The organism is Marivirga sp. (assembly GCF_051117495.1).
Taxonomy (GTDB): Bacteria; Bacteroidota; Bacteroidia; order Cytophagales; family Cyclobacteriaceae; genus Marivirga.
The window spans coordinates 46,128-59,641 of sequence record NZ_JBNPEF010000007.1; the positions used below are offsets into that span (position 1 = coordinate 46,128).

Here is a 13,514-nt window from a genome sequence, read left to right on the forward strand (position 1 = left end):
ATCACATGTCCGACATTTTATAGAATAGTTTTTTTAAGCTTTTCATTTTCTCTGGCTAATTTTGTTAAGGTGTATTGATAAGATTTGTCCATGTCGGACATTTACTAACTATGGAAAGCTAAAGAGCAGTAAGCTAAGGTATTAATGTCCGACATTAAGAATGTCTGACATAGGCACAGATTGAAGAGTATCACATGTCCGACATTTAATGGCTATCGAAAGCAATAAGAAAAATATATTGATTGAAAATCTGTAATGAGTTATATGGAACTTTTGGAAAATAAGCTCTATCATATCTATAATCAGGGAAACAATAAAATACAGCTATTTTATACTCGAGATAATTACCTGTTTTTCCTAAAACTGATTAGGAAATTTGTATTACCTAATTCTGAAATTATAGCTTATTCACTAATGCCAAATCATTATCATATAATGATTTATACTAATGAGAAATCTGTTGAAGAAAAGGAAGTAGGTAATATTTCTATTTCCAATTTGAGTAATGGTTTTAGGCTGCTTCAAAGTGCTTATACATTGGCATTCAATAAATTAAATAATAGGACAGGTTCATTATTCCGTCAAAAAACGAAATTCAAATGCATAGATGAATATTCCGATCAACATTATGATTATATCTGTTTTAATTATATTCATCAAAATCCATACACTGCTAATTTGTGTGATAAATTAGAGGATTGGGAATATTCATCTTTTAAAGACTATGTAGGATTAAGAAATGGAACTTTAGTAAATAAAGATTTAGGTTTTAGAATTTTAGATTTGAATGAAAAGGATTTATATCAAGATTCATACAAAGTCATAGCTGAAGATAAAATCAAGAAGCTTTATTTTTGAATGAACGCACTAATGTCAGACATTATAATGAGTTGATTTCTTTCAGCTATTAGTATCCTCTAGCTATCTTTGTTAAGGTTTATAATTGATGATTGGCCATGTCGGACATTTATTGGCAATGAAAAACAAATGAGCTATAAGCTTAGAGATTAATGTCCGACATTGGGAATGTCTGACATAAGCACAGATCGAACAAAGCACAGATTGCACTATATGTCAGACATTATGTGATACTAGTTTTTTTCAGCGATCTCTATATCATCTGGCTACATTTGCAGAAGTTTATAGATTATGATAGCCCATGTCGGACATTTGTGGCAATGAAAATCAGGAGATCAGTAAGCCTAGTGATCAATGTCCGACATTTGGAATGTCTGACACAAGCACAGAAGCTCGCCTATGTCAGACATTATTTTAAACTGATTATTTTCAGCTATGTGTATCAACTGGCTACACTTGCTCAGGTTTATAGATGATGATAGCCTATGTCGGACATTTATGGCAATGAAAATCAGGAGAGCAGTAAGCCTAGTGATCAATGTCCGACATTTGGAATGTCTGACATAAGCACAGAAGCTCGCCTATGTCAGACATTATTTTAAGCTGATTATTTTCAGCTATGTGTATCATCTGGCTACATTTGCAGAAGTTTATAGATGATGATAGCCTATGTCGGACATTTAATGGCGATAAAAAACAAATGAGCTATAAGCTTAGAGATTAATGTCCGACATTTGGAATGTCTGACATAAGCACTGATTTCAGTTTATCATATGACATAGCTAGAATATTGAAATGAAAAAAATATTAACCACCATATCATCCCATAAAATCAAATTCTCTTTCGGGATTTTGATCATTGCTTTACTGGTTTTTTTAAGCTGGCCTATTTCCACGCCTGTATTTGATAAAAGCTATTCCACCGTATTATTCGATAAAAAAGATGAGCTTTTAGGTGTGAAGCTGGCTGAGGATGAGATTTGGCGGTTTCCTGTCACCGACAGCATTCCTAAACGCTTTGAAACCGCACTTTTGACTTATGAGGATGCCTATTTCTACCAACATCCTGGCATTAATCCAGTTGCAATATTTAAAGCCCTAGTTGAAAATATTCAGGAGGGCAGGGTAGTGCGCGGGGGTAGTACCTTAAGCATGCAATTGGCCCGAATGGCAGATGGCAATCAAACCCGAACCATTCCACAAAAAATAAAGGAAATCGGCATGGCTTTGCGCTATGAATGGCATTTCTCTAAAGAAGAATTACTGAATTTATATGTGAGCCATGCTCCATTTGGAAGTAATATTGAAGGATTATCGGCTGCTTCATGGCGATATTTTGGAAGGAAATCATCAGAATTATCCTGGGGAGAGGCCGCCACTTTAGCTGTTTTACCCAATCAGCCTTCTATTATTTACCCGGGGCGAAATACCCAATCTCTGGAAAGGAAACGCAACCAATTACTGGCCAAATTAATGCAAGAAGGCTATTTCGATAGTACCACATTCAGACTGGCTAAATCCGAAAAAATCCCGCAAGGACAATATATTTTCCCAAAGGAAACGCAACATCTTTTGCATGAGCTGCAAACAAAAAATACAGGCAAAATCATGAAGAGTACGCTCGACCGGCATTTACAGGAAAGAATCAGCGAAATGGCCGATGCCTATAGCCAAAACATGAAAACCAATGAAATACACAATGCGGCCGTTTTGGTGATGGACTGGCGAACGGAGGAAGTTGTCGCTTATGTGGGCAATGTGGCAACAGGGGATGAGCATCAGCAGGATGTGGACATTATTCAGGCCAGAAGAAGCCCGGGAAGTTTATTGAAACCCTTTCTTTATGCACATGCCATCGATAAAGGCATCATTTCCCCTCAGCAAATGTTGCCGGACATTCCTTTATTCTACGAAGGATTCAGCCCTAAAAACTTTGACCACAACTACTATGGGGCCGTAAAAGCCGACCAAGCTTTGGCCCGATCACTCAATATTCCTTTTGTGACTTTATTAAAAGACTATGGTTATGAAGCTTTTTACCATGAGCTGAAGCAAATGGGTTTTTACAGCATGCAACAACCACCTTTACACTACGGGCTCAGCATGATATTGGGCGGAGCGGATATTAGCCTATGGGAAATTGCCTCTATGTATGTAAAACTTGCGCGAAGCATCAACTCCAATCAAAAAAGCAAAGCGGAAATATCTTTATTGAAATCAGATGAAAGTGAAACAGCTAAACATCCCGTAAGTGCGGGCGCGGCTTGGCTGACGTTGAAAGCCATGAAAGACCTGGCAAGGCCGGGAGAGGAGACCGGCTGGGAGCAATTTGGCTCGGCCCAGAATATTGCCTGGAAAACAGGCACTAGCTTTGGATTTAGAGATGCCTGGGCAGTAGGTATCAATCAGCAATATACCGTGGCAGTTTGGACAGGAAATGCAGACGGAGAAGGCAGACCGGGCTTAATAGGCGTTAGAACGGCCGCTCCTTTGCTTTTTCAGATTTTAAAACTGCTTAATGGAGGCGAAGAAGACTTCCCAATGCCGGTTAGAGAGATGAAAACACGAGATTTCTGCGTGGAAACAGGCTATTTGGCAGGCGATTACTGCAATAAGAAATCTAAATATTATGTTAACGTGCCGCCCAAAATGTTGGAAATTTGCCCATTTCATCAACAAATTTTTGTGACGAATGATGGGGATAAAAGAGTAAACAGCAATTGCTATCCAGTTAGCAGAATGAAATCGGAGAATTATTTACTGTTGCCACCGGCACAATCACGCTATTATAAAAAATATAATACTGATTTTAAGGAAGCACCTGAATGGCTGTCTGCCTGTCTGCAGAACCGTAAGAATCCCATTCAAATGGTGTATCCAAGGCATAGCACCAGTATTTTAATTCCTATGGAACTGGAAGGTGAAATAGGAAGCGCCATATTTGAAGCTGCACACCAAAATTCAGAAGCCACAGTATTTTGGTATTTGGATGATCAATACTTGGGTAAAACCAAGGGCACACACCAAATGGAAATCAATAGCAATCGAGAAGGCAAGCACAAGCTGTACTTGGCTGATAGTGAAGGAGAATATCTAAGTTTTACATTTGAAGTAGTGGATAATAAATCATCTTGATTCACAGGAAATGGATTAAATGCCTAAAGTTCCCTATTGATATTTACAAAAATGAAGGCTTTAATAATCGGTCAGACGGTTCCAACCGTCAGACCAAATTTATCTTGATTCTTTTTTGTATCCAGTCATGGGTAATAAAACACCTCTCTTCACCCATCTCAAGGGGGGAGTTGCACAGAATTATAAGTCTTGTTTAGTTTGATTTTGAGTCTCTGACAAGTTGATTATTAAGCTAAATCTTCTTTTTTTCTAGTTCCACCATGACCACCGGCCACAATACGCATAATTTTAATATTCAAATAGATAAACCGAAAAAATTGAATAATCGGATTCATCATATAACGCTTCTGTTCTTTTGTGATTGTCTTTTCCATAGCTGTTTTCTTATTATTCTGGGATTAACCACCAGAAAGGTCTCATTTTCGCTTTATAAATAAATCCATAATGCAGGGCCAGTTTTACCCAATGTCCTGCCAAACCGATTTCTCCAAATGTCTTATTTAAATCCCTTCCACCTGATGTTTTATACTTTTTATAGTCGGGGACAATAGGGAAGGTGGTGATGCTTACACCGCTTCCACTAGTCAGTCCATAACCTGCAGAAGCAATGCATGCCGCACCCATATTTCCCATAGAGCCTTTATGCTCACGAGTTTCTTTTCCGCTGTTGATGGAATCAATAATATTATCGGCCACTAATTTAGCCGTAATTCCAGAAGGCATGCCAGTTCGTGGCGGAGCTGGAAAAATCTCCGTGCCATTTGGGCTCTTTCTTGGTTTGGAAATACTATGTGGGGGTGCAAAAGCAATGCCAGGAGCAAAAATGTTGGAATAAGTCGGATTTTGATAGGTTTCCGGCCAATCTTGAACAGTCCTTTCCTCATAAGGTTTGGCTGAATAATCTGCATCCACTATCATAAAGCCTTTAAAGAGTTTATCGGTTATATCTACACCTTCTTTATCAAAAGCCTTAAAGCCATGACCGGAAAATGCTGGAATCAACATGGCAAAATCAAAGGTTTCCTGATGTTGTTCACCATCCAGGGTTTCATAATGTACCATTCCTTTTTCTACTTTATTCACCCCGGCTTGTAGAATCCATTCAATTCCTCTGTCCTTAAAAACCATTTCGACCATATCACTAGACTTCATGCTTTTTCCACCATAGGAGAGCAGCATGCCGTCCATTCCGAAATCACCTAGATAAGGTTCATTGGAAATCCATTTAATATCTACTTTATCCCTTACTTTTCTTTTCCTAAGTTCATGTTCTACATTAAGAATGTATTCAAAAGCAGCCCCTTGACAAGTCGCTTTGGCATGTCCTGTTCCGATCAACACTTTTAATTTTGTGGCTGAATATTTAGCTTTTTCAACCAGTTCGTTCAAGCCTGCAGTGGCATGTTGGGCGTGATTATAGGTGCAGACAGAATAAACGTCATTTGTGCCCGGTACCAATCCATCCGTCATATCAAAAGCTAATTTAGGGCCTGTGGCATTAATGAGATAATCATAAGATACATTTTCAGTTTGGCCTTTTTGCTCACCGTAAACATATTCAACTTTAACAAAAGGAGGATTTAAAGCATCTCCTTCAGGATGGAAAGAAACCACTTTAGCTTGTTTAAAGCCAATACCTTTCTTTTTATATAATGGAGGCAAGGGAAAAATGATTTGTTCCGGTTTCATTCTGCCGATTCCCACCCATATATTGGATGGAATCCATTGGTAATTATGATTAGGGGAGACCACCAATACTTCATGTTCTTTGGAAAGTTTTCTCCTTAAATGAGAGGCGGCAGTATGGCCTGCTATTCCTGCTCCTAATATGACAATTTTGGACATCGCTTTGAGCTTTGATATATTGTAATATTACGCAATACCAATGATTACAATCGTAACATTGATTACCTAAAAACATGACTTTAATCATCGAAATGGGAGTGAGGATGGAATTGAAAATTGCTTATTAGCAAAGGAGAGTCTTTTCGATCCAGTAGATTATGATTAATAAAAGATTTTTGTGATCTAACGATAAAATTTTATGCTTTATATTTATTTTGTAGTCTAATTTGCGAATAATTAAGAATTGAAACAATAAGCCGTAGTTACTAAAAATAATAGCCAAACACCCTAAAAACACCTCATGACAGGACCCAATAAAGACATCAAGTTCCCACTAGCGCATTACGATAAGCTCTGTTTTCTTAAAAATATCATTAAGAATCCTAATATTATAGTGGGGGATTACACTTATTACGATGATTTCGAAAATGTGGAGAACTTTGAGAAAAATGTAAAATATCATTTCGACTTTAGCGGTGATAAACTGATCATCGGGAAATTTTGTATGATTGCTTCTGGTGTAAAATTCATTATGAATGGCGCCAATCACCTGACCGATTCCTTATCCACTTTTCCCTTCGCTATTTTCGGTAATGGTTGGGAAAATGCCATGGAAGGCAAAAAATATCCTCATAAAGGAGATTTAGTGATAGGAAATGACGTTTGGATAGGGCATAATGCCACCATTATGGCAGGCGTAAGGATAGGCGATGGTGCCATCATTGCTACCAATGCTACGGTAGTGAAGGATGTAGCGCCTTATAGCGTGGTTGGCGGCAACCCAGCAACTGAGATCAAGAAGCGTTTTCCGCAAGATACCATTGATAAGCTCCTAAAATTACAATGGTGGAACTGGGACATCAAAAAGATCACGAAAAATATACAACATCTTACGGGAAATGATATTGAAAGCATCTCATCATAGCAGATTTCCATCCATGAATATATTATGTTAAGTTGAGACTTGGTTTAGATACTATATCAAAAGGCCAGGGGAATATAGTATGAAAATAAGAAAGTATTGCAAGTGTGTATATCGCTAGACTATACAAGCCGATCTAAATCTTAATTCTGTAAGCCTGTATTTTTCAATAGAATTAAGATGCTGGACAATTGTCCAAGTTACGGCAAAATAGACCCCTTAGAATGAGCAAGGAATTCCAATCAAAAATTGAGAGTCAAAATACAGCGCTTATAATTGAGAACTCTTTACCATAGGACATATAATTAAAAATAGAGGACCATAAATTAGAAGATTTAAGCAGGAAGTTATAGGATGGAGCAAATTCTAATGAAGGAGTAGCTAAGAGTATATCGTTTTTATAAGAAGATAATTTAGAATAGGTGAGTGTTAAATTGAGTAACTTAACATAATATAAATTATATAACTCCAATACATATAGTTTGATATAAACTATCACATGACTTCCTTTTGTAACAGGTATTAATCTATTATTTTTCGCCTGCGCTATAATAAGATCATCTAAACATGAGACGTAAAATTCCAGAATCGACACTGCCTAAGCTTAACCGTTCGCAAATGACTACTGCTGAAGGATTTCAAAAATTGCATGAAGAGCATGATCATTTATGGAAAGTTGAACGTCCAGATGTTACGGCAAAGGTTTCATGGGCCGCCAGTTTAGGTGACAGATCAGAAAATGCTGATTATCATTACAATAAAAAACGCTTATGTGAAATTGATAGTCGTATTCGTTACCTACGCAAATGCATAGATAACTTTAAAGTAATTCATTATCATCCTCATCAGGAAGGCAAAGTAATGTTTGGCGCCTGGGTGGAAGTTGAGAACATTGATAGAGGACTCAAAAAACGGCTCCGTATTGTGGGATACGAAGAGCTTATTGGCAATAAAGATTATATTTCAATGGACTCACCTCTGGCACAAGCGCTTTTAAACAAAATGGCAGGTGATGAAGTCATTGTTAAAACTCCTGCCGGTGAATTCAACTGGCGAATACTTAAGATTGAGTATGAAAAAGATGGTGCATCTGATTTCTAAACTCACCTCTCTCCCATTATTTTGGCTAAAATCACAATATCTTCTTTGTGTAGAATTCTACCCTTCAGATCAAAAACTATTAAATGGCTTGGATCATTGTAAATGATTTTCTATCTAACGGTCAAGATTTGAAATAATATTCCGATTATAATTAGTTGATCGTACCAGTATGCAAAGCATGATGGTAAAGAGGTTTAAGTAAAATGCTTTATTCTTTATTAAAAAGGTTAAGAATTAAGAATAACAATAAATCATTTCGATGATTATCCCATAACCTGTTCATTGCCATTTCCAAAAATTTTAATTTCTTTTTTAAAAGTATAAAGATAATTTGCTATCAGTTTTCTCTCACTTATTTTTTTTTGAATGACTAAGTAGTGACTTATTTTTTGATTAGTCACAAAGTGAATGAGGTCAACTACCTCTGAAAAGGTGTAATTCCTTTTAATTCCAATTCCAATACTCTTCTTGACAATATCGTTAATCTCTGTTTTTAGAGCTTGTTCAATCTTACCTAATGAAACACCAGATTTACTTTCCTCACCTTGCTCTTTAAGTTCTGCAATTGAAGTTGGCAGATCGCCAAATCCTAAAAAAACCTTTGCTCCATTTTCTACGGAGTTTCTTCCTAATTGACCATTAGAATTGCAGGACAATGAAATGATTTTCTTACCACGAAAAACTCCAATATTTTGGTCATTTATAAAGTTGTCTTCATAGAAATACTTATCCGGTTCTTCTGCTTTTACAAGTTCATTTTCTAAAGTTCCATAATAATCACCTTTTGCACCATACAAACAATTACTTTTTCCGTGACCCATAAATAGCAACAAACCATCTGGTGAAAAGTCTTTGATTGTTTTTAAGCATTGATTGTGAGAGGCAGTGTTTGGTTTAATACTAAAATAATGAAAGTTCTCTGGAAACTCAGTTTGAAGGTGATTTTTAATTCTTCCTAAAAAAGCGGTTGATTTATCGTATGGATGAATGATTAAAACCTGTCCATCCATATCAAATTTTTTCTGTAAGGTAAGATATAACTTGTTCAATTATCTCCTTTTTGAATTCATTATCCAACGTGATGTTTTCGTCTAACATTTCGGCAATTTCAGCAAATGTCTTTCCTTTAAATTTATCGCTCACAAAATTATTTTCAAAGACTAAATCGGGATGTGAATTTAAAATATTGGAAATGAGCAACTCAGATGACAGAGGGTCTTCAGATAGAAACTTCAAAATTTGAGAATCTCGATGGTTTCTGTCTAGGTAGTCTATAACCTTGTTCCTTACCATTGATTTAATTTTCGTTACAGCTTTATCTAAACTTAGATCACGAATTATATCTTTCAAAACATCATCTAAAATCCCAGAATAAATCATTTTCGGGGATTTTTTAAGCAAATTATAGTGGTTGAATATTCTAATTAAATCTGTTCCCTTAATAGCCGTATCCTCTAAGTCATAATCTAGCGCCACTATATTAAAATTTATACCTCCAAATCTTTTTTTGAATTCTGCAACAACTTTATCTTGGTCTATTAATCCATTAGTTAATACTTCCGTGAACGAAGAATTTCCAATATTAAATTGATGACAAATCAATTCAATTCCATGGATTTCTTTAGAACGTCTTTGCAAAGACTCAATTTCTTCTGATTGGTCGTTGTCATCTATTATTAGGCAAGTTCTCTTTATCATTTAATTATTATTTCAAAACAAGCACCTTTCAGCTTGATATCATTACCAAGTAATTTTATCGTGCCATTCATTGATTTAAGACCTTCTCTTACCGAATTTAAGCCAATACCAGAACCACCATTTGTTGTTGTTACTCCCAATTCAAAAATTTTATTCTTAGACTTTTCATTTGTAAGGAATTTTTTTTCTACTCCATTTCCATCATCAGAAAAGAGAATTTTCAACTCTTCTTTGGATAGGTTTACCATTTTAATTTGTATCCTGTGAGCCCCTGCCTTTTCAGAATTCGAAATCAAATCATCCAATACAACTGACATGTCAAGTACACTGAATTTTTTAATTAAGCTAGCGTCATCATCAACAACTTGAAATTCAAGTTCACTTCTTGGATATATATCTGAATATATTTCAATATACTGCTTTACATAAAGAACAACATCTGCTATTTGAGCATTACTATCTGATTTAAAATTCGAACGCGTAATTATTTTACTAATCTTATTGGCCTTTTCAGATTGAAACTTAATTGCTCCTAAAGACTTAAGTAGAGAATTTTTGGTGTAAGAGTCATTTAATATTTTATCATATAAATTATCTACACTACTACTTATTTTTCTGGAAGTAATTTTAATATTATGGACGAGGCCTTTTGCGTCTTCAGTTAAAGTTCTAGATGAAGTTTTTAAATAAGTGTTTTTTTCTTTTTCTAACTCTAATTCCTCTTTAAGTTTTTTTGCTTCATCTTCTAATCTCTTAGTTTCATCTTCAAGTGCTTTAGTTTCTCCAAATTTCTTCTGAAGTTCCGATTTTAATGTGCTTAGTTCTTTTTTGAGGAGTTCAATTTGATTCTCTTGTCCGGGGAAATTTTCCATTTCCCTCTCTGAACTACTTAGGTCATTTATCAGTTTAGAGATCTGCTCAGATGAAAGTGTCTTGCTATTAAGTTGACCAACAATTGAGTCTATTTCAGCTTTGGCCTTTTTTGTTTGTTCTTCGGCTAATTCAGAAACCAAACCTTTATTGATAGACAATGAAATTATTTCATCACTTTTGCTATTTATTATTTTTTCAATAACAGAGATTACTCGTTTATTTCTAGTTAATAAATCTTCACGATATTCTTCTTTGGATTCGTTCCAGTTTTTATCATTGAGAACTTTATTTTCAATTTTGTTTTCAATCTCTTTTGGGACACTGTCCCAATTTATTCCTTCAACTACAAATCTTTCTAACCTTCTAAAGGTTTTAAAGTAAAGGCCGTAAGGGGATTCATTTTTAGTGAGTTGCTCGAAATGTTTGTTATTATCAACTCCTGAACGATTAGAAATAATAAAAAAATCATCCTCATCTTCATCAAAGTCAACTCCACTTATTTCAATTCTTCCAATTACTTCACGTCTACCTAAAAATCTGTTATATCCTTGTGCCTTTCTCTGTTCCATACCCAGCCAGTCATTTCCTTGGTCACCGTATGGAGGTATTCTAAATCCATTAATAAACAAGAAAATAGAACCGAAATCAACAGACCTTATTCCTGTCTGTTTTTTGAAATAGGCTTTTGAATATGGATTTAAGTAATAAACGTGAATTTCTATATTCTTTAATAGATTGAAAGGATTTTGCTCAACTAGCGTAAATATTTCATTACCTCTATCTCTTAAAGTGGTGGTGATTGTTTCCCCACCTTCTGAAATACTTGATTTAATGTAGGTTGCCTTGAAATTCAATTTGTTAAAAATCCTATTTTTAACAGTACCGTTTACTCTTTCACTTTCCGGTAAGTCCAATTCAACTTTTTTAAGTTCATCAGCCTCAATTGTTACATTAAAAGATTCAGCTTCAAAGTTTTGATTTGGATTAATAAAACGTTCAAGCTGTCTTTTCAGCGATTGAATTTTTGATAAATCCCATACCTCTCTTAAGCTACTAATGAACAAAGTTGTTCCTGTAACGAATTTTTCAAGTTTAGTCTCCTTGACATATTGTTCAATTGAAATCTCATCAAGTTCGAAATCTACATCTTGAATGTTTTTTTTGATGTCATCAATTTTTTCAAATTCAGTCCAGTCTATGGAAAGTTTTAGTAGTGGCTCGTCTTTTTTTTTCGTATAAATGACCAAAGATTTACCCAATCTGTCACAGGAAAATCTTCCAACTCCTTTATTACCTGCTAACTGCCTGTTAAACTCTTCTTTTTTCGATTTTTTTTCAGAATAAGCAATGTTTAACCATTTGTTGATAAGGTCATATTCTGACATTCCTGAACCTGTATCACGAAGTATGATTTTAGACTCATTATATTTTTTATAATCTTTTATAGATAGTTCAGTTAATACATCTCTAAAAATTAGTTTTGCTTCATTTGAGCCAGCATCAAAAGAGTTTTTGACTAACTCTAATACAGCTATATTATCATCTGTAATTAAATCTTTACCAATTATACTTTTTAAGAGGATGTTTGTTCTAAAACTAACTTTTGCCATTACAGTATGGAGTTTAGAGTAAGTCCTACTTGTTCACCAAACAAAGGAGGTATTGCATTGCCAATTTGTGAATATCTAGGAACTTCTTGAGTCCGTCTTTTTCCACCAGTAGTATATTTCCCTTTAAACTCATACCAATCATTAAAGGATTGTATTCTCGCATATTCACGAACTGTGAAAATTCTAGGTTCACAATAGTGTATGTAGTCGTCTGGTAATGTTGTTATTGTTGGAGTTGGAGTTTTACCTGATAAAGGAATTATCGTTCTTTTCTTGAGATTAAATTTTTCCTTTAATTCCTTCGAAAGTGTTTTATTTTTTTCGGCATTTTGAAGAATAAATTCAAATTTCTTCAATGTCTCTTCACTATGTTTAGCAAACCTATGGCTGTCGGGAATTTTAGAATCAACTTTATCTCTAAGTAATCTTTGATAACTAGATTGAATTGAATTGTAAAGACCTGCTGAGAATGATTTTGTATCAGGAGATAAAACCTCATTAATTTTGAGCAAATCTGAAATTGCATCTTCTAAAGAATTTGTTAACCCGATACCCTTTTTAATTAAAAATATTTCTCTTCGACTTTGGATCTGTTTAAAAAAGCTGTTTGGTTTAACCTGTGTGGCAATATCCTTTCTTATACCGACTAAAATAAATCTTGTCCTTTTTTGAGGAATCCCAAATTCTGAAAAGTCAATTAGCTTGCCTTCAACTTTATATCCTCGAAAATCACCTTTTGGAGAATCGTACTCTAGGGCATTGGTAACGTATTCAGAATAGATTTTTCCCTTTATTTTATTTTTGTCAAATCTCTGTGTAAACCCTTTTACATTTTCAAAAAAGATGACCTTTGGCTGAACCAGCCTAATAAATTTAATATAGGATTTAATTAATTCATTCCTTGAGTCTCCTTCTACTCTTCGCCCTGCTGTTGAAAAACCCTGACAAGGTGGACCACCAGCTACAAGGTCAATTTCATCTCTTAATGATTTTAAATTAACCTTATGATTCTTGATTACTTCATTAATATCATGATTGCTTTTTGGCAACCAATCTGGCCATTCAAAATGATTTTTCTTCTCTATTAAATTGTATTTGAGAGTTTCAAAGGCATCAGGACTTTTTTCAATAGCAAACTTTGCTTTCCATAATCCTGAATTATACAGTCCCAGTGATAGTCCACCGCATCCTGCGAATAAATCAATATATACTAATTTGTCACTTTTTGATTTAGACTTGATCATAAATAAAATTATTTAGAACAAAAAAACGAAAAAAGTTTGTGTTAAGAGAACTTTTAATGATTTATTATCAATTTTTGGTATTCAAAAAAATAGATCTAAATATATTTTAGTGGTTGGTTCCACCTTTTGTTTCTTTATGTACTTCTTGAGATGGGGTATGTTTTACAGGCATGATCTTATAGGTTTTAGTTGATATTTTACTGTATTTAATGTAGAACATTATGTTCG

Annotated in this window: 10 protein-coding genes; 4 read left to right on the forward strand and 6 right to left on the reverse strand. The window is 34.7% G+C overall.

Annotated elements, in window-relative coordinates:
• Positions 1 to 255: 255 nt before the first annotated feature.
• Positions 256 to 858, forward strand: a complete 603-nt coding sequence (locus tag ACFE0M_RS04975) for a transposase (protein WP_434544644.1) — start codon at positions 256 to 258, stop codon at positions 856 to 858.
• Between the two features lie 795 nt (positions 859 to 1,653).
• Positions 1,654 to 3,993: a penicillin-binding protein 1C gene (gene pbpC / locus ACFE0M_RS04980; RefSeq protein ID WP_434544645.1), complete on the forward strand. Its 2,340-nt coding sequence runs from the start codon at positions 1,654 to 1,656 to the stop codon at positions 3,991 to 3,993.
• Between the two features lie 227 nt (positions 3,994 to 4,220).
• On the opposite strand, the gene ACFE0M_RS04985 is transcribed toward pbpC, so the two are convergent.
• The gene (locus ACFE0M_RS04985) at positions 4,221 to 4,367 is read right to left on the reverse strand and encodes a hypothetical protein (RefSeq protein ID WP_434544646.1); all 147 of its coding nucleotides are present in this window, start codon (positions 4,365 to 4,367) and stop codon (positions 4,221 to 4,223) included.
• A gap of 13 nt (positions 4,368 to 4,380) precedes the next feature.
• Complete coding sequence (locus ACFE0M_RS04990) at positions 4,381 to 5,838, reverse strand: NAD(P)/FAD-dependent oxidoreductase (RefSeq protein WP_434544647.1); 1,458 nt, start codon at positions 5,836 to 5,838, stop codon at positions 4,381 to 4,383.
• A 301-nt stretch (positions 5,839 to 6,139) separates the two neighbouring features.
• Between ACFE0M_RS04990 and ACFE0M_RS04995 the strand changes: the two genes are divergently transcribed.
• Entirely contained in the window at positions 6,140 to 6,763 is a 624-nt protein-coding gene (locus ACFE0M_RS04995; RefSeq protein ID WP_434544648.1) for a CatB-related O-acetyltransferase, read from the forward strand.
• 564 nt (positions 6,764 to 7,327) lie between these two features.
• Positions 7,328 to 7,861, forward strand: a complete 534-nt coding sequence (greB, locus tag ACFE0M_RS05000) for a transcription elongation factor GreB (protein WP_434544649.1) — start codon at positions 7,328 to 7,330, stop codon at positions 7,859 to 7,861.
• A 263-nt stretch (positions 7,862 to 8,124) separates the two neighbouring features.
• On the opposite strand, the gene ACFE0M_RS05005 is transcribed toward greB, so the two are convergent.
• From ACFE0M_RS05005 to ACFE0M_RS05020, 4 genes are read right to left on the reverse strand one after another with little or no spacing between them, the layout of a single operon-like run.
• On the reverse strand, positions 8,125 to 8,871 hold the full coding sequence (locus tag ACFE0M_RS05005) for a hypothetical protein (protein ID WP_434544650.1): 747 nt from the start codon (positions 8,869 to 8,871) through the stop codon (positions 8,125 to 8,127).
• 1 nt (position 8,872) lies between these two features.
• Positions 8,873 to 9,559, reverse strand: a complete 687-nt coding sequence (locus tag ACFE0M_RS05010; RefSeq protein WP_434544651.1) for a hypothetical protein — start codon at positions 9,557 to 9,559, stop codon at positions 8,873 to 8,875.
• Positions 9,556 to 12,042: an ATP-binding protein gene (locus ACFE0M_RS05015; protein WP_434544652.1), complete on the reverse strand. Its 2,487-nt coding sequence runs from the start codon at positions 12,040 to 12,042 to the stop codon at positions 9,556 to 9,558. The genes ACFE0M_RS05010 and ACFE0M_RS05015 overlap by 4 nt, the downstream gene beginning before the upstream one ends.
• Positions 12,042 to 13,286 carry a DNA cytosine methyltransferase gene (locus ACFE0M_RS05020; RefSeq protein ID WP_434544653.1) on the reverse strand — a complete coding sequence of 415 codons (1,245 nt, stop codon included), beginning with the start codon at positions 13,284 to 13,286 and terminating at the stop codon, positions 12,042 to 12,044. Before ACFE0M_RS05020 ends, ACFE0M_RS05015 begins: the two co-directional genes overlap by 1 nt.
• Between the last annotated feature and the right edge of the window lie 228 nt (positions 13,287 to 13,514).

Bases quoted from the DNA above. Each gene is read 5' to 3' on its own strand.
- ACFE0M_RS04975 (WP_434544644.1), top strand. From the start codon at position 256: ATGAGTTATATGGAACTTTTGGAAAATAAGCTCTATCATATCTATAAT.
- pbpC (WP_434544645.1), top strand. From the start codon at position 1,654: ATGAAAAAAATATTAACCACCATATCATCCCATAAAATCAAATTCTCT.
- ACFE0M_RS04985 (WP_434544646.1), bottom strand. From the start codon at position 4,367: ATGGAAAAGACAATCACAAAAGAACAGAAGCGTTATATGATGAATCCG.
- ACFE0M_RS04990 (WP_434544647.1), bottom strand. From the start codon at position 5,838: ATGTCCAAAATTGTCATATTAGGAGCAGGAATAGCAGGCCATACTGCC.
- ACFE0M_RS04995 (WP_434544648.1), top strand. From the start codon at position 6,140: ATGACAGGACCCAATAAAGACATCAAGTTCCCACTAGCGCATTACGAT.
- greB (WP_434544649.1), top strand. From the start codon at position 7,328: ATGAGACGTAAAATTCCAGAATCGACACTGCCTAAGCTTAACCGTTCG.
- ACFE0M_RS05005 (WP_434544650.1), bottom strand. From the start codon at position 8,871: ATGGATGGACAGGTTTTAATCATTCATCCATACGATAAATCAACCGCT.
- ACFE0M_RS05010 (WP_434544651.1), bottom strand. From the start codon at position 9,559: ATGATAAAGAGAACTTGCCTAATAATAGATGACAACGACCAATCAGAA.
- ACFE0M_RS05015 (WP_434544652.1), bottom strand. From the start codon at position 12,042: ATGGCAAAAGTTAGTTTTAGAACAAACATCCTCTTAAAAAGTATAATT.
- ACFE0M_RS05020 (WP_434544653.1), bottom strand. From the start codon at position 13,286: ATGATCAAGTCTAAATCAAAAAGTGACAAATTAGTATATATTGATTTA.